Raw genomic sequence first — 26715 nt, forward strand, 5'->3', positions numbered from 1 at the left:
TTCACCCACCCCACCCCTCCCCGGTAACTTAGCGCCATACCAGCGCTACGCCCTGCCAGCGTTGCAGGCAGCAAGCGCAGGCGTGCCATGCAAGGCGCGCCGTACACCGTGGAGACAACACCATGACCGCATCCCTGGCCGAATCTTCCCCGGCCGAGCCGGTACGCTACCGCCCGACTGTCTTCCCCAGCCGCGAAACGCTGGTGGAGACACGTTCGGACGGTACCGTGCTGCTGCGCTGTGCCGCGCCCCCCGCCGACCTGCCCCAGCATGGCCTTCCCGAATTCCTGCCCTTGTGGGCGGCCCGGCGCGGTTCGCTGCCGGCGTTCCGCGAACGCGACGCCCAGGGCCAGTGGCGCTCGCTGAGCTGGGCCGACCTCTGGCAGCAGGTACAGGCCGTGGGCGCCGCCCTGCTGGAGATGGGCCTCGGGCAGGAACGCCCGCTGCTGCTGCTGTCCGGCAATGCCATCGAACAGGCGGTGGTGCTGCTCGCCGCCGAATACGTCGGCGTACCGACCGCGCCCGTGTCGCCGGCCTACTCGCTGCTCAGCCGCGACTTCGCCCGCCTGCGCAGCGTGGCGGAACTGGTGCCGCCGGCTGCGGTGTTCGTGCAATCCGCGGCGCCGTTCGAGCGCGCCATCGCTGCGCTGGGTTGCGCAGATGCGCCGGTCATCGCCGTGGAAGGCGCCACGGGCAGCCAGGTAGCCTGGAGCCAGCTCGCCGCCACCGAACTCACGCCGGCCCGCCTGCGCCGGCTGGCCGAGGCGCATGCCGCGATCCGCCCCGAGCAGACCGGCCGCGTGCTCTTCACTTCGGGCTCGACCGGCACGCCAAAGGGCGTGGCACTGTCATACAGCAACCTGGCCGCTGTCGCCACGTACTTTGCCGACACCTATGCGGCGCTGACCGAATCCCAGCCGGTCTTCCTGTGCTGGCTGCCATGGCACCATGGGCTCGGCGGCGTCCTTAACCTGAGCCGGACCATCGTGGTCGGCGGCGCGCACCACATCGACGACGGCAGGCCGCTGCCGGGCCAGTTCGAACGTACCGTGCGCAACCTGCGCGAAGTGTCGCCCGCCATATTCACCAGCGTACCGTCGGCATGGGCCATGCTTGCCGCCGAACTCGAGCGCGATCCGGAGCTTGCGCGCAGCCTGTTTGCCAAGGTCGTGAACTTCTCCTATGGCGGGGCCAGCCTGCCACGCGACGTGTGGGACCGCATCCACCGCGTGGCCGAGGCAACGGTCGGCGAACGCATTGTGATGTGCTCCGGCCTCGCCACTACCGAAACCAGTGGCATGGGTATTCAGTGCCCGCGGCCCACCGAGGCGCCGGGCAATGTCGGCGTGCCGATGCCTGGCTGCGAAGTCAAGCTGGTTCCCCTTGAGGGCGGTGACGGCCGCTACGAGATCCGCATGCGCGGGCCCTTCGTCTTCTCCGGCTACGTCAAGCAGCCAGCACTGACCGCAGCAGCCTTTGACGATGAAGGCTACTTCCGCCTGGGCGACGCCGTGCGCCTGGCCGATCCGGCCGACCCTGCGCGCGGCGTGACCTTCGCCGGCCGCGTGGTCGAGGACTTCAAGCTCACCAACGGCACGTGGGTGCGCACCGGAGCGGTCCGCCTCGGCCTGGTCGAGCAATGCGCGCCGCTGATTACCGACGCCGTCATCTGCGGCCACGACCACGACTACCTGGCTGCGCTGGCCTGGCCGAACCTGGCCGCATGCCGCCGGCTCGCTCCCGAACTGGCCGATGCCGACGCGCACTCGCTGGTGTGCCACCCGGTGGTCGTCAATGCGATCCGCGAACGGCTCAAGAGCGGCAGCGCCGGCGCCAGCCTGGCCGTGCGCCGCGTGCTGCTGATGGCCGAGCCGCCTTCGATCGACGCCAACGAGATTGCCGACAAGGGCTATGTGAACCAGGCCGCCACGCGCGCGCGCCGGGCGCACCTGGTCGATGAGCTGTTTCAACCCGAACCCGCGCCCCACGTGGCCTGCGCATCCTGAACCCCGCTTCCTCCGGAGACATTCATGCAAATCAACCGTAGCATCTACCGCGACGACCACGAGATGTTCCGCACCACGGTGCGCCGCTTCCTGGAGAAGGAGTGCGTGCCGAAGCAGGCGGAATGGGACAAGGCCGGCAAGGTCGACCGCGAGACCTGGCTCAAGGCCGGCCGCGAAGGCCTGCTCTGCGTCACCCTGCCGACCGAATACGGCGGCGGCGGCGGCGACTTCGGCCACGCCTCCATCTACAACGAGGAACTGGCGCGCGCCGGCGTGAGCGGCCTGGGCTTTGGCGTGCACTCCGACATCATTGCCCCGTACATCAACCGCATCGGCAACGAGGAGCAGAAGCAGCGCTGGCTGCCCAAGGTCTGTTCGGGCGAATACATCCTGGCCATCGGCATGACCGAACCGGGCACCGGCAGCGACCTGAAGGCCATCCGCACCACCGCCATGCGCGACGGCGACGAATACGTGATCAACGGCAGCAAGACCTTCATCAGCAACGGCCTGAACGCCGACCTGATCATCATGGTCTGCAAGACCGACCCGGCCGCGGGCGCCCGTGGCGTGAGCCTGATCGTGGTGGAGGCCGGGCGCGAGGGCTTCCGCCGCGGCCGCAAGCTGGACAAGGTCGGCCAGCACGCACAGGACACCGCCGAGCTGTTCTTCGACAACGTGCGCGTGCCGGTCTCCAACCTGCTCGGCGAGGAAGGCAAGGGCTTTGCCTACCTGATGGGCGAACTGCCGCAGGAACGCCTGTCGATCGCAGTGAGCGCCGCGGCCAAGCTGGAAGTCTGCCTGGAGCACACGCTCGACTACGTCAAGGACCGCAAGGCGTTCAACCAGACCGTATGGGACTTCCAGAACACCAAATTCAAGCTCGCCGACATCAAGGCCCAGGCCGTTGCCGTGCGCCTGATGGTGGACCACTACCTCGCCGAGCACATCCGCCGCCGCCTGACGCTGGAAGAAGCCGCCATCGCCAAGCTCTACGCGACCGAGACGCTGGGCAAGGCGCTGGACGAGATGGTGCAGCTGCATGGCGGCTACGGCTACATGATGGAGTACCCGGTGGCACGCGCCTTTGCCGATTCGCGCGTGACCCGCATCTACGGCGGTACCAGCGAAGTCATGCGCGACCTGATCTCGCGCAAGCTGTAACGCCAGTCACGACCCTACAACACAGTAAAACCTCAGGAGCCAATCAATGACCCGCAAAGTCTTCGTCGCCGGCGTCGGCATGATCCCGTTCAAGAAGCCCGGCACCAGCGAGACCTATGACGTGATGGGCGCCCGGGCCGTGAAGCAGGCGCTGGAAGATGCTGGCCTGTCCTACGCGGACGTGCAGCAGGCCTACGCCGGCTATGTGTACGGCGACTCCGCCTGCGGCCAGAAGGCCCTGTACCGTGTCGGCATGACCGGCATTCCGGTGATCAACGTCAACAACAACTGCGCCACCGGCTCGTCGGCGCTGTTCCTGGCACGCCAGGCCGTGCAGAGCGGCGCAGTGGAGTGCGCGCTGGCCGTCGGCTTCGAGTTCATGAACCCCGGAGCGCTGAGGTCGGTATGGACCGACCGCGCCAGCGCGCTGGAACGCGCCAACGAGGTGGTGGATGAACTGGTCGGCCGACAGGAAGGCCTGAGCAACGCCATCCGCCAGTTCGCCGGCGCCGGCATGGCCCACATGAAAAAATACGGCACGAAGCTGGAGACCTTCGCGAAGATCCGCGCCAAGGCCAGCCAGCACGCCGCGCGCAACCCGCTGGCCGTGTTCCGCAACGTCGTCTCGACCGAGGATGTCATGGCCGCGCCGATGCTATGGGATGGCGTATTGACCCGCCTGATGGCCTGCCCGCCGACCTGCGGAGGTGCCGCCGCCATCGTCGTGTCGGAGGACTTCGCCCGCAAGCGCGGCCTGCGCACCGACGTGCTGATCGCCGCGCAGGCGCTGACCACCGACAAGCCCAGCACCTACGACGCCAGGGACATGATCCGCGTGGTGGGCTTCGACATGGCCCGCGACGCGGCCACGAGCGTCTACGAGCAGGCTGGCATCGGCCCGCACGACATCGACGTGATCGAGCTGCATGACTGCTTCGCGCAGAACGAGCTGCTGACCTATGAAGCGCTGGGCCTGTGCGCCGAAGGCGAAGCCGAGAAGCTGGTCGACGATGGCGACAACACCTATGGCGGCGAGTGGGTCGTCAACCCGTCCGGCGGCCTGCTGTCCAAGGGACATCCGCTCGGCGCCACCGGCCTTGCGCAGTGCTACGAGCTGACCCACCAGCTGCGCGGCACCGCGGAAGCGCGCCAGGTCTCGGGCGCGAAGACGGCGCTGGCGCACAACGTCGGCCTGGGCGGCGCCTGCGTCGTCACCGTCTACCAGAAAGCGCGCTGATCGCCGGCGCAAGCAAGGACGAACGGAGACATTCGACATGATCGACAAGAAACACATCGGGAAGGTGATCGCGGATTTCCGCACCTCGGCCCCGGCCAGCCAGCTGCGCTTCTTCGCCAAGGCCACCGGCGAGACGCGCGCCATCTACACCGACGAATCCGCCGCCCGCGATGCCGGCCATCCCGGCCTGCCGCTGCCGCCGACCTTCCTCTTCTCGCTGGAACTGGCCCAGCCGGCCGGCAACTGGCGCGACGAGCTGGGCATCCGCCCGGACCGCATCCTGCACGGCGAGCAGTCCTTCACCTATCACCGCATGGCCTATGCGGGCGAGGTCCTGCACTTTCGCACGACCGTCGCGGACATCTATGACAAGAAAGGCGGCGCACTGGATTTCGTGGTGCGCGAAACCCGCGTCACCAACCAGGATGGCGAACGCGTGGCGGACCTGCGCAGCGTGATCGTGCAGCGCAACGGCTGAGGAGGACACCCATGAACAAGCTGAGCTTTGACCGGATCAACGTGGGCGACACCCTGCCGCCGCTGACGCTGGAGCCGATCAACCGCACCACGCTGGCACTGTTTGCCGGCGCGTCGAACGACCACAACGCCATCCATATCGACACCGACTATGCCCGCAAGGCCGGCATGCCCGACGTGTTCGCGCACGGCATGCTGTCGATGGCCTACCTGGGCCGCCTGCTGACACTGTGGGTGGACCAGCGCCAGCTGCGCAACTTCGGCGTGCGCTTTGTCGGCATCACCCACCTTGGCCACCGCATCACCTGCACCGGACGCGTGGTGGAGAAGCTTCACGCCGACGGTGAAAACCGCATCAAGCTGGAAATCCAGACCGCCAACCAGTATGGCGAAACCAGGATCCTGGGCGACGCGGTCGTTGCCCTCTAAAACCCAAACACATTCGGGAGTCAAAGATGGGAGCACTTGAAGGCAAGGTGGCACTGGTCACCGGTTCGGGCCGCGGCATCGGCAACGCCATCGCCAAGCGCCTGGCACGCGAAGGTGCACGCCTGGTCATCAACGACCTGGACGCCGAACCCGCCCAGCAAACCGTGGAAGAACTGAAGGCCATGGGCGTGGACGCGGTCGCGTGCGTCGGCAACGTCGCCGCGCCGGACTTCGCGGACCGCTTCATCGGTACCGCCATGAACACGTTCAAGGGTATCGACATCATCGTCAACAACGCCGGCTTCACCTGGGACGACGTGGTGCAGAAGATGAGCGACGAGCAGTGGTACGCGATCCTGGACTGCCACATGACGGCACCGTTCCGCATCCTGCGCGCCGCCTATCCGCATCTGAAGGCGCTGCATGCCGCCGACAAGGAAGCCGGCCGCGAGGTGTACCGCAAGATCGTCAATATCTCGTCGACCTCGGGCCTGAACGGCAATGCCGGCCAGATCAATTACTCCGGCGCCAAGGCCGGCGTGATCGGCATGACCCGTGCGATGGCGCGCGAATGGGGCCGCTTCAACGTCAACGTCAACGCGGTGGCATTCGGCCTGATCCATACCCGCATGACGTCCGCCGACGCCAAGGCCAGGGCCACGGTGAATATCGAAGGCCGCGAGATCCGCGTGGGCCTGAACCCGGAAATGCTGAAGACCCACGCGCAGCGCAACCCGCTGGGGCGCGGCGGCACGCCGGAGGAAGCCGCGGGCGGCGTGTACCTGTTCTGCTCGCCGGATTCGAACTACATCACCGGCCAGGTGGTGGCGGTGGCGGGTAATGTGCAGTAAGGCATCGTGCTGAATGCAGGGCGCCGGGGGGCGTCCTGTATTGCTTTGGATGATGGCCCATGCGTGCTGCGGAGGATGCGGCATGCATGGGCCATTCCTGTTTTCTGGAGGTGCCGGGGACTGATGGGTTGATGGGCCTGGTAACCAGCCCGCCACCACCGCCGTTGCAGAATGCCGCCATCGCACTGGCCAATGGCGGCGCGGGCGAGGCGGGTGATACCTGCGCACCTCAAGGGCGCCAACAAGCTCGCCGTCCGTGTAGGACATCCTCCGATATCCCACCCCGGCCATACAACGCGAGACTGATGTCATGGCAGCTCATAGCGAGAGCATCATGAAAGACATCACTGTCATCACCAGCGCCGGGCCTCTCATTTCGCTGATCGCCGGCATCCTGATCCTGATCATGCCGCGACTGCTCAACTACATCGTCGCCATCTACCTGATCGTCATCGGATTGCTTGGACTGTTTGGCGGACACCTGCGCTGAGCGCATGCCGTGACCGGTGACGGTGGCAGCCCCCGACGGAAAAATCCGTCAGCGGGAATGGACCTTGAACGTCTCGCCTCCCCTGCCCGCCCGGTCGACCGCAGCGATGCGATTCCGGCCATTGTCCTTGGCATGGTAAAGCTGCGCGTCGGTCAGATTGACGAATGTCGCTGTGTCTTCACGGTCAGTGGGCACTACGGTGCCCACGCCAAAGCTTGCCGTCACGCACTGGTTGTACGGCGAGCGCACGTGCGCGATCGCCTGTCCGGCAATCAGCTCGCGGCAACGCTCCGCGGTCCGCACCGCGGCGTCGGCGTCGGTATCTGGAAGGACCAGCACGAACTCCTCGCCGCCGAAGCGGGCCACGAAGGCATCCGGTCCGGCAGCTTGCTGCAACAGGCCGGCGATGCGCTTCAGGCAGGCATCGCCCTGCAGATGGCCGTAGTAATCGTTGTACGACTTGAAAAAGTCGATATCGGCCAGGATCAGCGACAGCGGCTTGCCTGACGCCTGGCCCGCGGCCCATGCGCGCTCCAGCGTGCGGTCGAACATGCGCCGATTGGCGATGCCGGTCAGGCTGTCGCGAAACGAGAGATCTTCCAGCTCTTTCTGCAGGCGCGCCAGTTCCTGCTCGGTACGCTTGCGTTCACTGATGTCGAACATGAAGCCGACCAGGGCCTCGACTTCGCCGCGCTCGTTGCGCACCACGTGCACCACGTCGCGCAGCCAGACATAGCTTCCGTCGCGCGTCAGCGCGCGGTAGTCGGCCTCGTGGTCGGTGCCGCTCTGCGACTGCGCCACGCAGAATTCGACCACGGCGGCGCGGTCGTCGGGGTGCATGCGCTCGGCCCAGTCGTTGACGGTCTGCCAGCTCGACGGTGCCCACCCAAGCAAGGCTTCGATCTGCGGGCCGATATAGGTGAACGTCATGGTGGCCCAGTCGATCTTCCACGGGATGGCCTTGGTCGATTCCAGCAGCGTCCGGTAGACGGCACCGTCGCCATCTCCGAAAACGTGCTGGTTCCGTGCCAGGGTTTCCTCATGCCGCAGGAATGCTGCCTGAAGAAGGATTTGAGACGATTCCGGGCTGTTCATGTTGGCCACTCGCGGTTGCAGGTTGGGAGCACGACTGGCTAACGGCCGGACGGACGTAGTTCTGAAGTAAAAACCTGGCCCTCCCCTGCGCCCGACCCGAAGCGCTGTTCACCGCGGCGCCGGGAGATGCATAGCGGGTTGCCCGAAAGTGACAAGGGCCGGCTTCGGTGGCCGGCCCTTTCCTTCACGTGTCACATCACTTGGTGGCGCAGGTATAGCTCGCGGCTACGTTGACATCGCCGGATCCGTTGTACTTCGGCCAGTTCGGATACTCGCACAGCGGCCGGGTCCGGCCCGGAACACCAACTGTGTCGGTCACGACCTGCGACGACGGTGCCGTATTCTTCTCGACCCAGTTCTCCAGCGCAGTCAGCGAATCCCACGAGGCGTTGAAAACAGAGCTCGCGGCATGGCCATAGCCGGGGATCTCGTAGTAGCGCATGAACGCGCTGACATTGTCCGCGCCGCCCATCGTGCTTTGCACCCGCGTGAAATAGTCCTCCGTCGAGCGCGTGCTGACCAGCACGTCGGACATGCCATGCGCCATCAGAATCTTGCCGCCATGGTTCTTGAAGGCGGACAAGTCGGTCTTGTTGACGTCCTGGATCGCTGTGAGCTGGCTGACGCGGTCCTGCCACGACCCCGGGTTCTGCGGGTCGAGCGTGAGCGAGTTGAAGGTCGGGTCACGCGTGACGAAGTAGCGCACCCACTGGTCCCAGAACACGCTCATGTACGGCGCAGTGGCCGGCATCGGGTTGGCCGGGGCATCGGTATTGAGGGCCAGCGCGATGACCGTGGGCTGGATGGACGCGGTGCCGGCAAGACCCAGGTCCGCGCCCCAGACGTTGAAGCCAGGATATCTTGTCTCTCCGCTCCCCAGCGCATAGCCAAATACGATTTCCGAGTTATAGACCTTCAGGGCGCTGATCTGCGCGTCGGACAGGCAGGTGTCGCCGGTATCGGCGCCGTTGGCGCAACGCACCGCCTGGCCGTTCAGCATCGCCGTTGACGGGTCGAAACTGGCGTTGCAAGCAGCGATACTGCTGATCAGGCCGTCCTTGACACCGTCCAGGTTGTCGCATGCGGCAATGGCGGCGTCATACAGGACCTTGCGCTTGGCCTGGTTCGGATAAGCGCCCGGCGCGGCGAACGCGCGCGTGATGCGGCCGAACTGCAAGTCCAGGCTGGCGGCATTCCACGCCGGATAGAGCACGATCGCGCCATCCCAGTCCGCAGGCCAGCGCTGCACCACTGCCAGCGCTTCGCGGCCGCCGGATGAACCGCCGGCGAAATAGGCCTTCTTCGGACCATCGGCCTGGTAGTGCAGCTTGATCAGCGCCACCGCGGCGTCGCGGGTTTTCTTCAGCGCGTCGCCGGCGAAGTTGCGCAGCGCCTCGTCATTGGTGCCGAACGAGCCGTCGCGGCTGCCGAGTGCGCCGGCCTGGTGGCCGGAATCGCTGGCGAACGTGGCATAGCCGCGCGCAAGCGGCGTGGGCTGGTCGGTCGGGCCTGCCGGCACGTTGCCGGCCGTGTTCGGGATGGTGCCGTCGTAGCCGCCGCCGCCGAACATGACGACCTTCTGGTTCCAGCTCGCCGGCATGTCAACCTCGAACTTGATGGCCGGCGCGGTCGGATCGACCGAGGTGATCGTGCCGGTCACCTTGCAGTACTCGCCGGTGCCAAGCTGGCCGCCGCCGGAGGCCGGCACCTTGACCGCGGCAGTGACGGTCGCGCCCTTGGTAGGCAGGCCGATGCTGCTGGATGCAACGGTCTGGCCTGGCATGTTCTCGCACGAAACCGGGGTAACCGGGTGCGTAGGATTATTGGCGTGGTCGTCATCGCCACCGCCGCCACCGCAGGCGCTCAGGACAAGTACTGCGGCAGTCGCAACGACACGCGGCGCCAGTCCGACTGGCGCTGGCAAGCGTCTACATCCAATGTCTTTTGACATTTTCTTCTCCAGGTGTCTCCAAGGGTGGGATACGCCTGCGGTGTCGCCCGACGAGATATCCCGGAAGACCCTCTGCAATCGACGTGCCAGTGCCGATGCAGGAGCGGATGTGGATTGGAATATGCTGTGGCTTTCATATGCGTCGCGCTTGTTATACGGGTTCGAAATCGCGTGCGCGCGTCGATATGAATCTTTTTCAATCGCTTGAAAGAATCTGCATGGGGCCGTGAGGCGATCAGCCGCCCTGGCGCTCAAAAGTAGGACGGCCCGATGCGCAGCTGGTGGACAAGCGCAAGACTGTGTAATCCATGCAGCCAGATTTCATCCGAAACCGCGAGGGCAATCAGCCAGGACGCCGCGACGATGACAAGGTCGCAGCGCCCGCTCTTCCACCAGTTGAGGGAATGCCGGCCCGCGATCCACGGCACGCCAAGTGGATTCGGCCAGTCGGCCAGCAGGTGCATGACGCCCCCGCAGGCAAATCCGAATGCCGGCGCCGCCAGGACGTGTGTTCCCAGTGCATGGTAGGCCCACCCCAGCAGGCCGATCCACGCGATGCCCCAGTGCGTCCAGGTCCGATGGGTAATCCAGAGGCGGCGCGACCTTGACCACCATGCCACTTCGAGCCAGTCCGGCGCCGTGCTGCCCAGCAACGCCGCCACGAAACCTGCCGCGCTTTCCCACACCCATCCGCCGCCGCCGTATTTTGCAATGACGGAGGCGGCGATGACGGCCGTCGCCCATCCCGTGGCGTGGTGTGCTTTTGTTGAGGCCATGATGGGACTGCGCTGCTTTGCCGGTGATCAGTGAGGGCGCGCATCTTGGCAGATATGCCCTTAAAACGCCAGAGCCGGATCGCGGGCACCTCGGATGTCATTGCTGTGCCGCAGCACACGCCGTCCGATGGCGGGACGCGCGCGAGCATTGCCCTCTCGCTTCCATCCGCGACACAATGGCACCCGTTCCGGAAACTGGCCGGAAACTGGCCGATTCGCGCCGGAGCCGACCTTGCCCAGCCCATCCCATCCCATGAAACTTCACCAGCTCCGCGCGCTCGCCGCGGTCGCCGACGCCGGCAGCATCCAGGAGGCCTCGCGCGTGCTGCACATCACGCAGCCTGCGCTCAGCAAGGCCATGAAGGAGCTGGAAACCTCGGTCGGTGCCACGCTCTTCGTGCGCTCCAGCAAGGGCATCCGCCTGACGCCCATTGGCCAGCGGCTGGTCGGCCATGCGCGGCTGATCAGCGAGAACGTGCGCCGCGCGCGCGACGACCTCGAAGACATGAAGGGCACCGTCGTCAGCGAAATCAGTTTCGGCGTCACGCCGGTGACGGCCCTGATGCGGCCGGTGGCTGCCGTACTCGACACCTTCCGCCGCGAATTCCCCGGAGCGCGCCTGCGCATCCAGGAAATGCGGCCGGCGCAATTGCTGGAGCAGGTACGCGAAGGCATGATGGATTTCGCGCTGACGTCGCAGCTGCTGCCGGCCGATCGCGGGCTCGACTGCACGCCTGTGTGCCGAGTGCCGTCCGTGATCGGCGCGCGCAAGGGCCATGCGCTGCGCGGCTCGCGCTCGCTGCGCGAGCTTCAGCAGGCCGACTGGCTCACGCTGGATCCGCTCAGCGATTTCCACTCGCCCTTTCCGTTGCTGTTCGCCAGCGCGGGGCTGGAGTTGCCGCAGCGCGTGGTGGAATGCACGTCGATGAGCCTGGCGCTCGACCTGTGCTGGAAGTCCGATGCGCTGCTGCTGCTCTCGGCCGAATCGCTGCGCAACGCGCTGATCCTGCAGACCATCGACTTCATCACCATCGACGAGCCGCTGCCGGACCGCATGGTGTCGCTCGTCACGCGGGACCGCCACACCCTCACCTGGGCGGCGGAACGCCTGCATAGCCGTCTGCTTGACGGGCTGCAGCAGGTGCACGGCGTGGCCGGCCACGCCGCCTGAGGGCGACTAACGAGCCCCTTCGCCCGCTCGCACGGCGCCCTTCTCCGGGATTACCCGAGCATAGCCATTGCTCATACCCATGAACAAAAGCTAGGACCGCGAACGCGGCCGTCCTCGTACCATCTGACGCACACAGGATCGGGCGCACCGGTCTCCTGTTCCGGCTACAACGCCCCAGCGCCATACCAGCGAGGACTCAATGATCGATTCGCAGCCCGCGTCACTCACCCTCCCGCCTCAGGCGGGCGCCGCTGCAGGTGCCGCGCCCGCAGCCGAACGCTCGCATGCGCGCCGCGCCGTGGTGGCCGCCGCCATCGGCAACGGCCTGGAGATGTATGACTTCACCGTCTACAGCTTCTTCGCCGCCACCATCGGCCGCCTGTTCTTCCCGAGCAGCAGCCCGCTGGCCTCGCTGATGCTGTCGTTCGCGACCTTCGGCGCCGGGTTTGTGATGCGGCCGCTCGGCGCTGTGCTGATCGGGCATTTCGCCGACCGCCGCGGCCGCAAGGCCGCGCTCACGCTGACCATCGGCCTGATGACGGCCGGCACTGCGCTGATTGCCTTCGCGCCCACGCACGCGTCGATCGGGCTCGCCGCGACCGTGATCGTGGTCATGGGACGCCTGCTCCAGGGCCTCTCGGCTGGCGGCGAGATCGGCGCGGCCTCGGCGCTGTTGATGGAATCGGCCGGCAGGCAGAAGCGCTGCTTCCTGGTGAGCTGGCAAGGCGCGACCCAGGGCGGCGCCGCGCTGGCCGGCGCGCTCACCGGCGCGGCCATCACCGCGGCACTCTCGCCGGAGGCCATGATGTCGTGGGGCTGGCGCATTCCGTTCATGATCGGCCTGCTGATCGCGCCGGTCGGCCTCTACATTCGCCGCAACCTGAAGGAAACGCACACGGGCGGCGCCGAACACGCCGACCTGAAGTCCGTCTTCCACAAGTACTGGCGCGTGCTGCTGCTGGGCATGCTGCTGATGACGGGCAGCACCTCGGGCATGTACATCACGGTCTTCTACATGCCGACGTACCTGATCCAGTCGATCCACATGCCGCCGGTCACGGCCTTCCTGGCCGCGTGCATGGCCGGCCTCGCCATGCTGGTCATGTCGCCCCTGTTCGGCAAGCTGGCCGACCGCCTGCCCACGCGCAAGCCGATGATCGTGGCGGCCATCCTGGCGTCGCTGGCCTGGTGCTATCCGAACTTCCTGCTGCTGACCACGCATGCCACGCTGATGTCGGTGGTGCTGCAGATCGGCGTGAGCGTGACCATCATGTCGATCAGCGGCGGCGCCGGTGCCGCCATGATGATGGAAGCGTTTCCGCGCGAACACCGTGCCACCGGCATGTCGGTGATGTACAGCCTGGGCGTGACCGTTTTCGGCGGCTTTGCCCCGCTGGTGGTGACCTGGCTGATTGCCACCACCGGCTCGCCGATGGCGCCCGCCTGGTACCTGATGAGCGCCAGCACCATCAGCCTGATCGCCCTGTCGATGTTTCCTTCGCACCCCGGTCGCGACTGACCTTCCACGCACGACACCATGAACCAACTGCCCGAGAACCTGAATATCCCCGCGGCGCTGCATGCGGCCTCGCAGCGCTTCGCGCAAGTCCGCCAGCGCATCCATGCCCGTCCGGAACTGGGCGCGGACGTCGCCCATACCGCCGAGCTCGTGGCGGGCCTGCTGAAGCAGTGGGGCTACAGCGTGCACACCGTTGGCGGCCGCGGCCTGGTGGGGCAGCTCAAAGTGGGCGACGGCACGCGCCGCATCGGCCTGCGCGCCGACATGGACGCCCTGCCGCTGCAGGAACGCACCGGCCTGCCCTACGCCAGCGAGATCCCGGGGCGCATGCATGCCTGCGGTCACGACGGGCACACGGCCACGCTGCTGGCGGCCGCAGAGTACCTCGCTTCGACGCGCAACTTCACGGGCACGCTGAACCTGATCTTCCAGCCGGACGAGGAAGGCCTGACCGGGGCCCTCGCCATGATGGCCGACGGCCTGTTCGAGCGCTTCCCGTGCGACGGCATCTATGCCTTCCACAATGCGCCGGGGCTGCCGCTGGGTGCGGCCGTGGTGCAGGAGGGTCCGCTGGGCGGCTCGTCGGATCGCGTCACCGTGAGCTTCCGCGGCCGTGGCGGACACGGTGCCATGCCCAACCTCGCCGTCGATCCGACGCTCGCCATGTCGGCCACCGTGGTGGCCTTGCAGGGCATCGTCGCGCGCAACGTGGCGCCGGTGGACGCAGCTGTCATCAGCGTCGGCGAAATGCATGCGGGCACGACGTACAACATCATTCCCGAGACGGCAACGCTCAAGCTCAGCGTGCGCGCCACCAAGCCGGAAGTGCGCGAACTGCTGGAGCGCCGCATCCGCGAAGTGGTCTCGCACCAGGCGGCCTCGTACGGCGTGCAGGCAGAACTCGAGTATGAGCGCATGGTCCCGGCGATCCAGAACAGCACGCGCGAGGCCGGGATCGCCCGTGACGCCGTGGCATCGGTGGTCGGCAACGAGCGCGTGATCCGCATGCCGCCGTCGTCGCAGATGGGGAGCGAGGACTTTGCCTGGATGCTGGAGAAAATGCCCGGCTGCTACTTTGCGCTGGGCAATGGCATGGCCGGGCAGGCGTGGGTCGGATGCTCGCTGCACAACGATGGCTATGACTTCAACGACAAGCTGATCCCAATCGGCGCGGCATGCTGGGTTGCACTGGCCGAGCAATACCTGCGCTGACGCGGCTTGCACCAGCGGGCGGGCGGCCCATGCGAATCGCTTCGGTCTGTTTCAATACTTACGGATTGTCACGAGTTCTGCGTCATCGCGGCACTGCGCCGTGCCGTTGTAGGAGGCAAGCACGGCGCAGTGCCGCGCTCTCAAACGATCCTCAGGAGTTGACGTCATGAAGAAGCTGTTCGCTGCCCTCGCCTCCGCAGCCCTTGTCGGTACCGTCTTCGCGCAGACTGGCGCGCCAGCTTCCGCGACTCAGCCACAGGCGGCCGCGACGAAAGACCAGGCAACGGCGGTCAAGGAAAAGACCGACGCAAAGACGGAAGCAAAGGCTGGTGCAAAGGCTGGTGCCAGCAAGTCCACCGCGAAGAGCACCCACCACAAGTCGGCCAAGATGGGGGCTGCCAAGTCCGAAGCGGGCAAGACAAAGGTGGATGCGAAGAAGGAAAGCAACCAGGCCAAGAACAACGCGGAGGCTGCGAAGCCTGGCACGCCGGCCGACGCGGCCAACGCCACAGCCAGCGTCAATACCGACAAGACGAAGAAGCAGTAAGTCGCTCCGCCCGCGCGAACGGGAGGTCAGTTGCAAGGCAAGTCATTGCAACGCTGTTCGCAAGCGGTAGCTTTGTGGAGAGTGCCGGTTGGCAGCAAGTTCAGCCTGGCCTCTCCGCCTTTGTCATCGTTGTGGAGTCGCCATGAAAGTCATTGTCGCGCTGCTGATTGCCATTTCCACGCTGCTTGGCGGCTGTGTCGTGGTGCCATACGGTGGCGGATACTACGACGGCTACCATGGTTCCCGCGGATACTGGGGCCACGGGCACGGCTACCGTTGATATCCGTCCCTGGGATGCAAGCGCCTTTGCTGGCGCTCCCTTAATGCGGCAATACAGTCAGCCCGGACGCGCCGAGTGAAGTCGTCCTGCGCTGGCTCCTGAGCACGCCATCCTGGTCGAACTCGAACAGGACAGTCGACGATCGGATCTCGCCGCCCGAGAACAGCGGGCCGATGAAGGGGATAAAGCTCTCCGCGTGAGGCTTTGAGGTCGCAAACGAATAGACCAGTATGAGCGCCCCATTGCTCAAGGCCGCCCGGGATGTCGGTGCGCCAAGTTGTCCGGTCACGTCGCCGATGGTGGTAAATCCCGGAAGGAAGTTCTCCAGTTGTTCCGGCATGACGTCGACGCCCGTCGATACACAGCCCGTCATCAGGCTACATACGACAATCCATGCGTGAACCCGGTTCATCTCGCCACCGTCCTGCTGCCTGTACCGCAACGCTGGCGAGGCGCCTCGCGCGTGGCGCGAGCGCGGCCCGGCGATGCGTCCAATACCCTCGTCCTTCAAGGATAGGACTTTGCGGTGAGACCGGAATTCGATGGACGACGATCTTGCCGCGGTGGCGTCGCTTATCCGGTCGAGCGCTTTAGCCGCATCGACAGCGAGAAGCTGTCCGCGGGGTGCACCGTCACCGAGAACTCGAACGCTTCGCCGGCCGCGTCCAGATAGCGGCGCAGGATCTTGAGCACGGCCGCGCCCGCCTCCAGCCCGAGCGCCTTGGCGACACGCGCGTCCGCAAGCGTCGAGGCGCGCACGTCCTGTTCGATCTCGGCGATCTGCCGGCCATAGCGCGACTCGATCAGCGTACTGACCAGCTCCGGTGACGTGGTCACCAGCTCGCCAATGTCCGTGTAGGCCGGGTCGATATAGATGTCCGTCCACGCCATCGGCGAGGCGGCAGGCCCTTCGTCCAGGCGGATGCTGGAGATCCGCAGCCACGGCGTGCCTTCCGCACAGCCGATGTCGCGCGCGAGTTCCCCCGCCACGCTGACGATCTCCACCGATTGCACCCGGCGCGAATGTTCGACCCCGAACTGGACCAGGTCGTCGACCGACGCCAGCGTGGGCCGGAATTTCGCCTTGGGCCGCGACGCCTCCACCCGCGTGCCCACGTTCTTGCGCCGCGACACCAGGCCCTGGTCCTGCAATTCCTGCAGCACCGCGCGGATCGTGTAGCGGCTCGCGTTGAACTGCTCGCATAGCTCGAACTCCGTGGGCAGCAGCGACCCGACGGGAAACTGGCCGCCGACGATGCCGTCAAGAAGTTGCCTGGCGATCTCCGCCGAGTTGGTTCTGCTCATCTGGTTCCGGCTACATCCGTTGTCATGGCAATCGGTTCAGGGGGTAAACCCTTATTTCATAAATATGTTCGAACATATTTAATGCTCAACATGTTCGAACATATTAGCGAACCCGATCTCTTGCCACAAGGTAGCAACATGTCCCTCTACGCTATTCCCGCCGCCAGCACCGTTGTCGACTCCGCACTCTTCCGCGACGCTTTCGGCACCAAGAAAATGCGAGCCATCTTCTCCGACGGCGCGCTTGTCCAGCGCTACATCGACGTCGAGGTCGCCCTGGCCAAGGCGGAAGCGCGTGTCGGCGTGATTCCGGCTGAAGCTGCCGAGGTCATCGCGCGCGAGTCGAACATCGAACGGATCGACTTCGACCACATGCGCGAGGAAACCGACATTGTCGGCTACCCGATCCTGCCGCTGGTGCACCAGCTCGTGACGATGTGCGGCGAAGCCGGCCGCTACGTGCATTGGGGCGCTACCACGCAGGACATCATGGACACCGCGGTCGCGCTCCAGGTCCGCGATGCGCTGGACAGCGTCGACGCCGACATCCGCGAACTGCGCGCCATTCTCGCCGATTTGTCGGCGAAGCACCGCAATACCCCGATGGCCGGCCGGACGCACCTGCAGCAGGCGCTGCCCGTCACCTTCGGCTACAAGACCGCGATCTGGCTGGCGATGTTCGACCGCCACCAGCAGCGCCTTGCCGAACTGCGTCCGCGCGTGGCCGTGGTGGAGTTCGCCGGCGCGGCCGGCACGCTCGCGTCGCTCGGAGACAAGGGCTTCGCGGTGCAGCGCGCGCTGGCCGGGGAACTGGGCCTGGGCGTGCCGGCCACCACCTGGCACGTGGCGCGCGACGGCTTCGCCGAAGCCGTGAACCTGCTCGCGCTGGTCACCGGCTCGCTGGGCAAGATCGCGCTCGACATCATGATCATGGCGTCGACGGAATTCGCGGAAGTCTATGAGCCGTTCGTGAAGGGCCGTGGCGCCAGCAGCACGATGCCGCAGAAGCGCAACCCGATCTCCAGCGAACTGATGCTGGCGGCGTCAAAGGCCGTGCGCCAGCACGCCGGCCTGATGGTTGACGCGATGGTGCAGGATTTCGAACGCGCCACCGGCCCCTGGCATGCGGAGTGGATCGCCATTCCGGAAAGCTTCATCCTGACCTCCGGCGCCCTGCACCAGGCGAAGTTTGCGCTCGGTGGACTCGTGGTGGACACCGCGCGCATGAAGCACAACCTTGGCATCACCAATGGCCTGATCGTGGCCGAGGCCGTGATGATGGGCATGGCGCCGCATATTGGCCGCCAGCAGGCCCACGACGTGGTTTACGACGCTTGCCGCACCGTCAATGAAGCCGGCGGCACGCTGGCCGAAGCGCTGTGCGCCCTGCCCGCCGTGACCGAGCATTTTGACCGCGCGGCGATCGAGCGCCTGTGCGACCCGGCCAACTACCTGGGGCTCGCCCCGCAGATGGTGGATCGCGCCATCGAACTTTCAGGCCAGGTGGCCTGAGCACGAACCCCGGTGGAGGAAGACAACATGCAAGACCAGACCATCCAGACCCCTGCCGCGCCGCCGGCTGCCCCGCGGCTGCCTTGGTATCGCAAGCTCGGCATGCAGGTGCTCGTTTCGCTGATCCTCGGCATCGCCGTCGGCTTTGCGTTCCCGGCATTCGCGTCGAAGCTGAAATTGCTCGGCGATATGTTCCTGTCGCTGATCAAGGCCGGCGTGGCGCCGCTGGTGTTCCTGACCATCGTGCACGGCATCGCCTCGGCCGGCGACGTGAAGAGCGCCGGGCGCGTGGGCTGGCGCTCGATCCTTTACTTCGAGGTCATTTCGACCATTGCGCTGCTGATCGGCATGCTCGCCGGCAACCTGCTGGAAATCGGCAAGGGCATGTCGCACGTCGCCGGCAGCGCCGCCACGCCGGCCGCGAAGGCCGCCGCGCCGCAGGGTTTCCTGGAGTTCATGATGCATATCGTGCCCGACAATTTCGTCGGCGCCTTCGCCAAGGGCGAACTGCTCCAGGTGGTGGTGCTGGCGGTGATGGTCGGCATCGGCATCCTTGCCATTCCGGAGACGCGCCGCGCCAGGATCAACGACGGTCTCGACACCATCTCGGAAGTCCTGTTCTCGTTCATCAACCTGGTCATGAAGCTGGCGCCGATCGGCACATTCGGCGCGGTGGCCTACTCGGTCGGCAGCAACGGCGTCGCCGTGCTGGTCGCGCTGGCGCAGTTCGTCCTGAGCTTCTATGCGGTGGTGGTGCTGTTCATCGCCGTCGTGCTCGGCATCGTGGCCAAGCTGGCCGGATTCAGCCTGTGGCGCTTCCTGCGGTACATCAAGGATGAAATCCTGATCGTGCTCGGCACGGCATCGTCGGAAAGCGCCCTGCCGCGCCTGCTGATCAAGCTCCAGCGGCTGGGCTGCGCCAAGCAGACCGTCGGCCTGGTCCTGCCGACCGGCTATGCCTTCAACCTCGATGGCACGTCGATCTTCATGGCGATGGGCGTGATGTTCATCTCGCATGCCTATGGGGTACCGCTCACGCTCGACCACCAGCTCGGCATTCTCGTGCTGATGCTGCTGACGTCGAAGGGCGCGGCCACGGTGTCGGGCGGTTCCTTCGTGGTGTTCGCCGCAACCGTGACGTCGACCGGGGTGCTGCCGGTCGAGGGCCTGGCGGTGATCTTCGGCGTGTACCGCTTCCTGTCGATGGCGATTTCCACCTGCAACACGATCGGCAACAGCGTCGCGACCGTGGTCGTGGCCAAGTGGTCCGGCACCTTCGATGCCGAGACCGCGAAGCGCCACCTGTATCCGGAGCGCTATCCCGACATGGCCGCCGCCGATGCGGCGCTTGACGACGGCACGCTGCTGGGCGACGACGCCAACGCCGCCAACCCCCATTCGTCGGGCATCCCGATGCAGCGCGCCGGCGCCCACTGAACGTCACCACAGGAACGAACACGAACATGGCAACGTACCGCACGGAGCATGACGCCTTCGGTCCGGTGGACATTCCCGCCGACCGCTACTGGGGCGCGCAGACGCAGCGCGCACTCGGCGTATTCGAGGTGGGGGAGGAACGCTTCCCCGGCTGCCTGATCCATGCTTTCGGCCTGCACAAGATGGCCGCCGCTCAGGCCAATCTGCGTTGTGGCGTGCTCGATGCCGCGCTCGGCGACGCCATTGTCGCTGCCGCCGCGGAACTGCGCAGCGGCCGCTTCAACGATCATTTTCCGCTGACGATCTGGCAGACCGGTTCCGGCACGCAGACCAACATGAATGCCAATGAGGTCATCGCGAACCGGGCCAACGAACGGCTGGGGCAGCAGCTGGGCACCAAATCGCCCGTCCATCCGAACGACCACGTGAATGCCTCGCAGTCCTCCAACGACAGTTTCCCGTCGGTCATGCACCTGAGCGCGGCGATCGAGCTGGAAGACCGGCTCGTCCCGGCGCTTGGCGGCCTGCGCGACAGCTTGCGCGAGCGCGCCGCCGCGTTCGCCGACGTGCTCAAGATGGCCCGCACCCACCTCATGGACGCAGTACCGACCACGCTTGGCCGCAGCTTTGACGGCTTCGCGGCGCAGGTCGACAACGCGCTCGCGCGCCTGCGCGACGCCATGCCGCGCTTGCTGGTGCTGCCGCAAGGGGGCACCGCCGCGGGCACCGGCCTGAACGCCCCGCCCGGCTTCGACCATGCCTTCTGCGAGGAGGCCAGCCGGCTGAGCGGCCTCGCATTCCGACCCAATCCCTGCAAGGTCGAGGGCATGGCGGCGCACGATGCGCTGCTGGAACTCTCCGGCGTGCTCAACGTGATTGCCGCCTCGTTCACCAAGATCGCCAATGACCTGCGCTGGATGAGCTCCGGCCCGAACTCGGGGCTGGGCGAACTGCTGCTGCCTGAAGACGGGCTGACGTCGTCCATCATGCCGGGCAAGCGCAATCCCACCATCGCGGAAGTCATGGTGCAGGCGGCCATGCAGGTCGCGGGCAACCACGTGACGGTGACCATGGCGGCCTCGTCCGGCAACTTCGAATTGAACGTCGCGAAGCCCGTGCTGGTCTACAACGTGCTGCAGTCGATCCGGCTGCTCGCGGATTGTGCGAACGTGGTGGCCACGCGCCTGATCCCGGGCATTGAGCCGGCGGGCGAGCGGCTGGCCCGGGATCTGCGGAGCCCCTTGCTGGCCGTCACGGCGCTGAATCCGGTCATCGGATACGACCAGGCGGCTGCCATTACGCGCCACGCCACGCGCCGCAAGATCACGCCCCGCGCGGCGGCGATCGAGCTTGGATTGCTGGATGGGGAAACCTTCGACAGGCTGGTGGATCTCCGGCGCATGGCAGGAAGATGATCGGACGAGGCGGGTTCGAACGACGGGGCCGCGCGAACCGGCTATCCTGACGCTTGCCGAGACTCCCGCGTCAGGCCGCAACGGGAACGGCAACGCAAACCATGCAGCGCCTTCTCCCTGATTCCCCCTGTCGCCACCGTGATCACCGCAACGCCATCCCCGCCCCTCCTGGACGAAATCCTGCGCACCGTCACCCGGCGCTACCAGGTGCCTGAGACGCCCGTTCCATCGGGCCAGATCCGCGAAGCCCTCCCCGCGGAGCGGGTCGCGATGGCCATCGAGCAGGCGCGACTGTCTCTGGCCCACGGCAAGTTGCCGGACGGTTCGCTGAAGCGCCAGTTTGCCGACGCGCTCGCGGACATGATCCGGGAAGCCATTCACCCCGATTCCGGCGACCCGGTCTTCCAGGCCATGGTGCTTCGGCACCGGGCAGCGCCCGTGCGCGAGTTCGCGTCGCTGTCGGCGCGCGCAGAGGGCGACCGGCGCGCGGTCCTGGCTGCCGTGAACGCCGTGGCCCACCCGAACCGGCAACAACGCATGGCGCCAGGCTGGCAGCGTGAAACGCTGGCAGACCTGCATGCGTCGGCGGCCGCTTCATCATGGTCATCGCTGCGCGGCATCGCCCAACGCCTCATTGGTGCGGCGGATAGCGAGAACGGCTCGCCCATTGCGCTCGCCCTGACGCGGCTGCTGGACAACCCTGCCCTGCAGCGCTTGCTGCGCATCGAAGCCCTGCAAGCGGACGAGCTGGTGCGTCGGCATGCATCCCTGTGGGATCGGGCCGGTCCCCGCCCGGGAAGCGCGACAGCGGTTGCACAGGGCGTTTCAGCGCAGCAACGCGGAGCTGGCGCCGAGGCCCTGGCGGCGCAAGTGCTCCAGATCCTCGCGCAGCGCCTGAACGAGGCGAAGGGCGACGGTGCGCGCTATCGCGTCGTGACTTCGCTGCGCGTCCCCGCTTCGATTCCCGCGAGCCATGAACGCGCAAAGACCGAATGGGACGTGGTCTTGCTACGCCAGTCTGTTCCGGCCGATGGCGTGCCAGCCTGGGATGCCTGCCTGCTCGTCGAGGTCAAGGCGTCCGTGGACGCGGCGACCACGGACTTTCCGCGCCTGCTGCGCGGCCTGCGCCTGCTTGCCCACGCGAAGGACGATGCGGCTTATGCGTTCGCCTCCCACGAGGGAACGGTGCGCCTGCGCGGCGCCGCGCTTGCCGCGCTCCGTGCCGCGCCCACCCTGGCGCGTACGGTGCTCTATTGCTGCGACGCCCGCGCGGAGACGGCCCCGCGCCTGCTCGGCGCGGCGAGTCGCATGCAACTCCTGTCGGCGGACGAGAGCCTGGCATTCGCCAGCCACCTGGCGGCAAACGAGCCTGCGGATGCCGGGGACCTTGAACCGCTCTGGCTTCCGTTGCTGGAAGCCGAGCGCTGGAAAACGGTGCTCAACCAGTATTCGACGCTGCGGCAGGTGCGCGAGTTGATGGTCCATACCGAAGACCTGCTTCATGCGATCGACCGGGCCGTTGGCAAGGGTTGAGGGCCCGATCGAAAGTGCTGGCCCCCGCCTTCCCCGCTCACCCGTTTCAATTCTGACTCACACTTTTGCTATCCCCCTTCGTGGGGTTGCCTGATCGGCCTCCATCGGCAGTCGGGGTGCCGGACCGTAAACCACGACTTTTCCGCGGGAAAACCCGACCTTTTCCATGCCGATGGTCAGCACTCTGGACCATGCGCGGCTCGTCCATAGAGCGTATTTCCGCCTCCCTGTCGCGCGACTAGATTGAACGCATCGCTGGCGTCGAAGAAGTGCCATCGAACTTCGATCATTCGCACAATCCGGGGAGAGGTCATGAAACATATCCACGTGAAGCTGGCAGTCTTGCCACTCGCATGCCTGGCCATCGTTGTTGCTGGTTGTGGCGGAGGCGGTGGCGATTCGGCGCCGGCCGCTACCACGGCGGCTCCAGGCTCCAGCACCACCGCGCCTGTGACGACGCCGACTGCGTCCACCAGCGCCTTGCTGTCAGGCACCACCGATCCGGGGCCCGATATCGGCAAGGACGGGGACTTCTATGTGAACACCACCACCGGGATGCTGTTCGGGCCCAAGGCAAACGGCGCGTGGCCTCCCGGCGTTGCGGTCGCAGGATCTCCGGGAGCCAAGGGGGATACGGGCGCACCGGGCAATACCGGTACCGCCGGCAGCACGATCCTGACCGGCTCGGTGGACCCGACCAATACCGTTGGCAATAACGGCGACTACTACATCAACACCTCGACCGGGACGCTGTTCGGGCCGAAGGCCGATGGCACCTGGCCACCGGGCGTGCCGCTCGGTGGCGGTTCATCGGGAAGCGGTAGCGGCACGGTCCTGACCGGCCACGGGGCGCCGGGCAACGATATCGGCGCCAATGGCGACTACTACCTCGACACCGATACCTGGACGCTCTACGGACCCAAGGTCAACGGCCAATGGCCAGCAGGCGTGGTGCTGGCCGGCCAGCCCGGCAGTGGCAGTGGCGGCACTGGCGGCACCGGAGGCACCCCTGTCGGCAACGGCGGCCACGTAATCTACGGCAGCGGCGCGCCGACCGACGGCATCGGCGTCGATGGCGACTTCTACTTCGATACATCGACCGGCACGCTGTATGGGCCCAAGGCGGGTGGCCATTGGCCGACCACGGGCGCTACCGTACCGACCGTCTACAACGGCAACTTCAACGTGCCGGACTCGCTCAGCCGCGGACTGTATGTCATGACGGGTGCCGGGGGAGCGGTGGCATTGCCGTCGGACTTCGCCGTCGTGATTCCTTATGACTGCACCAGCGTCAAGCTGACCGCGTCCACGCTCGGCAAGCCCACCGGAAGCCTCACCATGGCGGTCTACAAGGTCACGGGTTCGGGGGCGGGTGCGACCAGCACCCCGGTCGGCAACCTGAGCTGCCGCATCAGCAACGGGCAGCAAAGCTGCAACCAGCAAATGCCGGCGGGGACCGTCAACCATGGCGACAAGCTGCAGGTGCAGCTCAACACCAACCAGGCCACCGGTTGGGGTGGGCTTGCTGTCAATCTGGCCTGCGTGAAATAAGGCCAGGCTCAAACAGGGGAGCGGAGGTGCCAGGGCGGCGGCGGGATGCAAATCCTGCCGCCGCTCTGGCGTTCAGAAGTTCGCTTCGATGGCGGCCTTTGCGCCCTCGGGAACCTCGTTCGGAATGACCTGGTGCGCAAGGATCTCGTAAGTGCGGGCCGTCGCCACTTCCTTCGGGTCGACCAGCCGCTTGGGCCCGCCAAGCCAGGCAAAATGATCCATGCCATCGTCGCTTCGGAACCAGGCGAAATCGCCAATGCGGTCGAGGCCGCGCTTGACGACCTTCAGCAATGCCAGTGCTTCGTTCGACACGCCAAGATAGCGTCGGGTGTCATGGACAATCGTGCCCAGGTTGCGCAGCTTGTCCGGGCTTGAACGGCCGCCGTCCTCCGTCACCTGGTTCTGCACCAGTTCGACAACCAGAATCCCCTTGTGGGCAGTGATGCGCGCGTGCATGGAACCTCCAGACTGTGCGAGTGGCTTCACACAGCAGGAGAAGCAAGTTTCCGGCCAATATCGGGGCTTTGTGCGCGAACCGGCCCATTGCCGCCTGGCCGGTCCGCGTTGCACTGCAATTTGTGAGCGGGACACCACGCCTTGCGCGACGAGGCTGGATACTAGCCGGACCCGATGATTTTCCCGGCGGTGCCGCTGCCTTGCCCTGTTGGTGCGGAGCCAACGAAAATCCTCCCTCGGGACCAGCGCCCTTTTACATCGCTGCCACCGCCCGCTGGCGAGCCACTTCGGCCTGCGGGGCGCCCGCGTTGTCGGCATGCAGCGTGAAGTCGAAGCGGATCAGCGAGAACGGCTTGTCGATGCCGAGCGCCTGCATCGCGGCCGCGTCGTCGATGCGCGTTACCGGCGGCACCAGCCCTTCGCGCGTGGCAAAGGCGAAGTCGTCCCACAGATAGGGATCGCCATCGATATTGATCTGCGTGGTCAGCTTGCGGTGGCCCGGTGCCGAAACGAAGAAGTGGATGTGCGCCGGACGCGTGCCGTGGCGATCCAGCTTCTTGAGCAGGCGGTCGGTGGCGCCGCCCGGCGGCACGCTGTAGCCCACCGGCACGATGCTGCGCAGGCGATAGCGCCCTTCGCTATCGGTGACGATGGTGCGGCGCAGGTTGAACGCGCTCTGGGTCGGATCGAAGTACGAGTAGTTGCCCAGCGAATTCGCATGCCAGACCTCTACGTTCGCATTGCGCAGCGGCTTGCCGGTTTCGTCGAATACCCGACCTTCCATCACCAGCACCTCGCCATCGTCGGTGCCGTCGTCAAGCCGGGCTTCGCCCTGCGCGACCGGCGCGCCGGCCACGTACAGCGGGCCTTCGATGGTGCGCGGCGTGCCGCCGCTAATGCCCGCGCGCGCCTCGGCTTCGTCCATGCGCAGGTCCAGGAAATGGTCGAAGCCCAGGCCGGGCGCGATCAGGCCGAGTTCGCCGCTGCGGCCCGCCTCGGCCAGATAGTTGAGGCCGGCCCAGAACTCCTCGGGCTGGATGTCGAGATCCTCGATCATGTGGAACAGGTCGCGCACCATCCGGTGCACGATCGCGGCGATGCGCGGATTGGCATCCTGGCCGGTGGTCTCTTCGATGCGGTTCAGTACGGCGTCGATGGCGATCTTGTCCATGGTTGTCTCCTATGGCCTTGTGGGTGAAGTGATATGGGGAACGTTGTCGATGTCAAAGCGAGCGGAACAGCGGGCTGCGGGTGGCCTGGCTCGCGTCGGCCGCCGACAGGAACTTCTCGGTGAAGATGTCTTTCTCGAACAGCCGGCCCTGCATCAGCGTGGCGATGCAGGCCTCGATCATTGGCGGCGGCCCGCACAGGTAGGCGCGCCAGCCGCGGAAGTCGTGGCTGAAGTGGCGCCCGGCCAGGTCGTGGACATAGCCGCGTTCGCCGCTCCACGCGCTTTGCTCGGGCTCGCCTGAGAGCACTGGCAGGTAGGTGAAGTTGTCGTGCTGCTGCGCGAGCGCCTCGAATGCTTCCCGGTAGTACAGCTCGCCGGCATTGCGCGCGCCTTGCACCAGCACGATCTCGCGCGGATCGCCGCATGCCAGCAGGTCCAGGATCATCGAGCGCGGACTCGACAGCCCCGAGCCGCCGGCCATGAACACCAGCGGCCGTGGATCACTCTTGCGCACGAAGAAGCGGCCCAGCGGGCCGGATAGCTGCAGGCGTTCGCCGACCTGCAACTGCTCATGCACATAGGTGGTCGCACTGCCGCCCGGGACCAGGCGGATGTTCAGCTCGATCTCGCCCGCCGCCGGCGCGCTGGCAATCGAGAATGCGCGCGGCGTGGCTTCCTTGCCGATCCACACATTGACGTACTGCCCCGGCTGGAACTGCAGCGGCTCGCCTTCGATGCGCAGGAAAACGCCCTTGATGGTTGGCGTGAGCGCGTCGATGCGGGCCACTTCCGCGGTGAAGTCCAGCAGCGGCAGGCACTGGGCGTCGGGGTCGGGCTCGATGTCCGCTTCGATCACCATGTCCGACATCGGCCTGGCGCAGCAGGCCAGGCACTTCGCTTCGTCGCGCTCGAAATCCATCAGGGCGAACGGCGAGGCCTCGCCATGGTCGAGTTCGCCTTGCAGGGTCTGCACCTTGCAGGTTCCGCACAGGCCGTGGCCGCAGGCATGCGGCAGCCAAACGCCCGCGCGCAGGCATGCGTCGAGCACGGTCTGGCCCTCTTCGATGTCGATGGTCTGGCCGAGTGGTTCGATGGTCAGTTGGTAGGTCATGTCAGCCTCCGTGTTGCCT

At 66.2% G+C, this 26715-nt stretch carries 25 protein-coding genes; 17 read left to right on the top strand and 8 right to left on the bottom strand.

The features are described from left to right. The first annotated feature begins 122 nt into the window (after positions 1 to 122). The 7 genes from AC3FKH_RS28160 to AC3FKH_RS28190 all read left to right on the top strand — a co-directional run bounded on the left by AC3FKH_RS28160 (position 123) and on the right by AC3FKH_RS28190 (position 6654). Positions 123 to 2006, top strand: coding sequence for a feruloyl-CoA synthase (locus tag AC3FKH_RS28160; RefSeq protein WP_488678990.1), 1884 nt, complete (start codon positions 123 to 125; stop codon positions 2004 to 2006). A gap of 24 nt (positions 2007 to 2030) precedes the next feature. Next, positions 2031 to 3170: an acyl-CoA dehydrogenase family protein gene (locus tag AC3FKH_RS28165; RefSeq protein WP_488678991.1), complete on the top strand. Its 1140-nt coding sequence runs from the start codon at positions 2031 to 2033 to the stop codon at positions 3168 to 3170. A gap of 46 nt (positions 3171 to 3216) precedes the next feature. Then, positions 3217 to 4407 (top strand): lipid-transfer protein, encoded by a 1191-nt coding sequence (locus tag AC3FKH_RS28170; RefSeq protein ID WP_488678992.1) that lies wholly within the window; start codon positions 3217 to 3219, stop codon positions 4405 to 4407. A 37-nt stretch (positions 4408 to 4444) separates the two neighbouring features. Further along, a complete protein-coding gene (locus AC3FKH_RS28175; protein WP_488678993.1) occupies positions 4445 to 4885 on the top strand; it encodes a MaoC family dehydratase N-terminal domain-containing protein in 441 nt (146 codons plus the stop codon). 11 nt (positions 4886 to 4896) lie between these two features. Continuing rightward, positions 4897 to 5313: a MaoC family dehydratase gene (locus tag AC3FKH_RS28180; protein ID WP_488678994.1), complete on the top strand. Its 417-nt coding sequence runs from the start codon at positions 4897 to 4899 to the stop codon at positions 5311 to 5313. A gap of 26 nt (positions 5314 to 5339) precedes the next feature. Continuing rightward, positions 5340 to 6164, top strand: a complete 825-nt coding sequence (locus AC3FKH_RS28185; protein ID WP_488678995.1) for an SDR family NAD(P)-dependent oxidoreductase — start codon at positions 5340 to 5342, stop codon at positions 6162 to 6164. 343 nt (positions 6165 to 6507) lie between these two features. Beyond that, the gene (locus tag AC3FKH_RS28190) at positions 6508 to 6654 is read left to right on the top strand and encodes a DUF3096 domain-containing protein (protein WP_488679052.1); all 147 of its coding nucleotides are present in this window, start codon (positions 6508 to 6510) and stop codon (positions 6652 to 6654) included. 48 nt (positions 6655 to 6702) lie between these two features. On the opposite strand, the gene AC3FKH_RS28195 is transcribed toward AC3FKH_RS28190, so the two are convergent. The 3 genes from AC3FKH_RS28195 to AC3FKH_RS28205 all read right to left on the bottom strand — a co-directional run bounded on the left by AC3FKH_RS28195 (position 6703) and on the right by AC3FKH_RS28205 (position 10476). Next, positions 6703 to 7749 (bottom strand): GGDEF domain-containing protein, encoded by a 1047-nt coding sequence (locus AC3FKH_RS28195; protein WP_488678996.1) that lies wholly within the window; start codon positions 7747 to 7749, stop codon positions 6703 to 6705. Positions 7750 to 7945: 196 nt separating this feature from the next. Beyond that, entirely contained in the window at positions 7946 to 9532 is a 1587-nt protein-coding gene (locus tag AC3FKH_RS28200; RefSeq protein WP_488678997.1) for a tannase/feruloyl esterase family alpha/beta hydrolase, read from the bottom strand. Positions 9533 to 9951: 419 nt separating this feature from the next. Next, the gene (locus AC3FKH_RS28205) at positions 9952 to 10476 is read right to left on the bottom strand and encodes a metal-dependent hydrolase (RefSeq protein ID WP_488678998.1); all 525 of its coding nucleotides are present in this window, start codon (positions 10474 to 10476) and stop codon (positions 9952 to 9954) included. A gap of 253 nt (positions 10477 to 10729) precedes the next feature. Between AC3FKH_RS28205 and AC3FKH_RS28210 the strand changes: the two genes are divergently transcribed. From AC3FKH_RS28210 to AC3FKH_RS28230, 5 genes are all read left to right on the top strand, one after another. Further along, positions 10730 to 11647, top strand: a complete 918-nt coding sequence (locus AC3FKH_RS28210) for a LysR substrate-binding domain-containing protein (RefSeq protein WP_488678999.1) — start codon at positions 10730 to 10732, stop codon at positions 11645 to 11647. A gap of 199 nt (positions 11648 to 11846) precedes the next feature. Further along, positions 11847 to 13166, top strand: coding sequence for an MFS transporter (locus AC3FKH_RS28215; protein ID WP_488679000.1), 1320 nt, complete (start codon positions 11847 to 11849; stop codon positions 13164 to 13166). Between the two features lie 18 nt (positions 13167 to 13184). After that, a complete protein-coding gene (locus AC3FKH_RS28220) occupies positions 13185 to 14378 on the top strand; it encodes a M20 aminoacylase family protein (RefSeq protein WP_488679001.1) in 1194 nt (397 codons plus the stop codon). A 166-nt stretch (positions 14379 to 14544) separates the two neighbouring features. Continuing rightward, positions 14545 to 14925 (top strand): hypothetical protein, encoded by a 381-nt coding sequence (locus tag AC3FKH_RS28225; RefSeq protein ID WP_488679002.1) that lies wholly within the window; start codon positions 14545 to 14547, stop codon positions 14923 to 14925. A 142-nt stretch (positions 14926 to 15067) separates the two neighbouring features. Continuing rightward, complete coding sequence (locus AC3FKH_RS28230; RefSeq protein ID WP_483711369.1) at positions 15068 to 15205, top strand: hypothetical protein; 138 nt, start codon at positions 15068 to 15070, stop codon at positions 15203 to 15205. 40 nt (positions 15206 to 15245) lie between these two features. Here the strand turns inward: AC3FKH_RS28230 and AC3FKH_RS28235 are convergent, their stop codons facing one another. Next, entirely contained in the window at positions 15246 to 15617 is a 372-nt protein-coding gene (locus AC3FKH_RS28235) for a hypothetical protein (RefSeq protein WP_483711370.1), read from the bottom strand. 161 nt (positions 15618 to 15778) lie between these two features. Beyond that, positions 15779 to 16510, bottom strand: coding sequence for a GntR family transcriptional regulator (locus AC3FKH_RS28240; RefSeq protein ID WP_488679003.1), 732 nt, complete (start codon positions 16508 to 16510; stop codon positions 15779 to 15781). Positions 16511 to 16648: 138 nt separating this feature from the next. Here AC3FKH_RS28240 and pcaB point away from each other — a divergent pair, with 138 nt between their 5' ends. The 5 genes from pcaB to AC3FKH_RS28265 all read left to right on the top strand — a co-directional run bounded on the left by pcaB (position 16649) and on the right by AC3FKH_RS28265 (position 23958). Continuing rightward, positions 16649 to 18022, top strand: a complete 1374-nt coding sequence (pcaB, locus tag AC3FKH_RS28245) for a 3-carboxy-cis,cis-muconate cycloisomerase (RefSeq protein WP_488679004.1) — start codon at positions 16649 to 16651, stop codon at positions 18020 to 18022. A gap of 27 nt (positions 18023 to 18049) precedes the next feature. Continuing rightward, on the top strand, positions 18050 to 19459 hold the full coding sequence (locus AC3FKH_RS28250) for a cation:dicarboxylate symporter family transporter (protein ID WP_488679005.1): 1410 nt from the start codon (positions 18050 to 18052) through the stop codon (positions 19457 to 19459). A gap of 26 nt (positions 19460 to 19485) precedes the next feature. Then, a complete protein-coding gene (locus AC3FKH_RS28255; protein WP_488679006.1) occupies positions 19486 to 20874 on the top strand; it encodes a class II fumarate hydratase in 1389 nt (462 codons plus the stop codon). Positions 20875 to 21015: 141 nt separating this feature from the next. Beyond that, a complete protein-coding gene (locus AC3FKH_RS28260) occupies positions 21016 to 22407 on the top strand; it encodes a 3-deoxy-D-arabino-heptulosonate 7-phosphate synthase (protein ID WP_488679053.1) in 1392 nt (463 codons plus the stop codon). A 312-nt stretch (positions 22408 to 22719) separates the two neighbouring features. Next, on the top strand, positions 22720 to 23958 hold the full coding sequence (locus AC3FKH_RS28265; RefSeq protein ID WP_488679007.1) for a hypothetical protein: 1239 nt from the start codon (positions 22720 to 22722) through the stop codon (positions 23956 to 23958). Positions 23959 to 24030: 72 nt separating this feature from the next. On the opposite strand, the gene AC3FKH_RS28270 is transcribed toward AC3FKH_RS28265, so the two are convergent. From AC3FKH_RS28270 to AC3FKH_RS28280, 3 genes are all read right to left on the bottom strand, one after another. Beyond that, positions 24031 to 24414, bottom strand: a complete 384-nt coding sequence (locus AC3FKH_RS28270) for a hypothetical protein (protein ID WP_488679008.1) — start codon at positions 24412 to 24414, stop codon at positions 24031 to 24033. Between the two features lie 253 nt (positions 24415 to 24667). Then, positions 24668 to 25585: a catechol 1,2-dioxygenase gene (catA, locus tag AC3FKH_RS28275; protein WP_488679009.1), complete on the bottom strand. Its 918-nt coding sequence runs from the start codon at positions 25583 to 25585 to the stop codon at positions 24668 to 24670. A 52-nt stretch (positions 25586 to 25637) separates the two neighbouring features. Continuing rightward, on the bottom strand, positions 25638 to 26696 hold the full coding sequence (locus tag AC3FKH_RS28280) for an NADH:ubiquinone reductase (Na(+)-transporting) subunit F (RefSeq protein ID WP_488679010.1): 1059 nt from the start codon (positions 26694 to 26696) through the stop codon (positions 25638 to 25640). Between the last annotated feature and the right edge of the window lie 19 nt (positions 26697 to 26715).

The organism is Cupriavidus sp. 21MJTG02-4 (assembly GCF_057798975.1).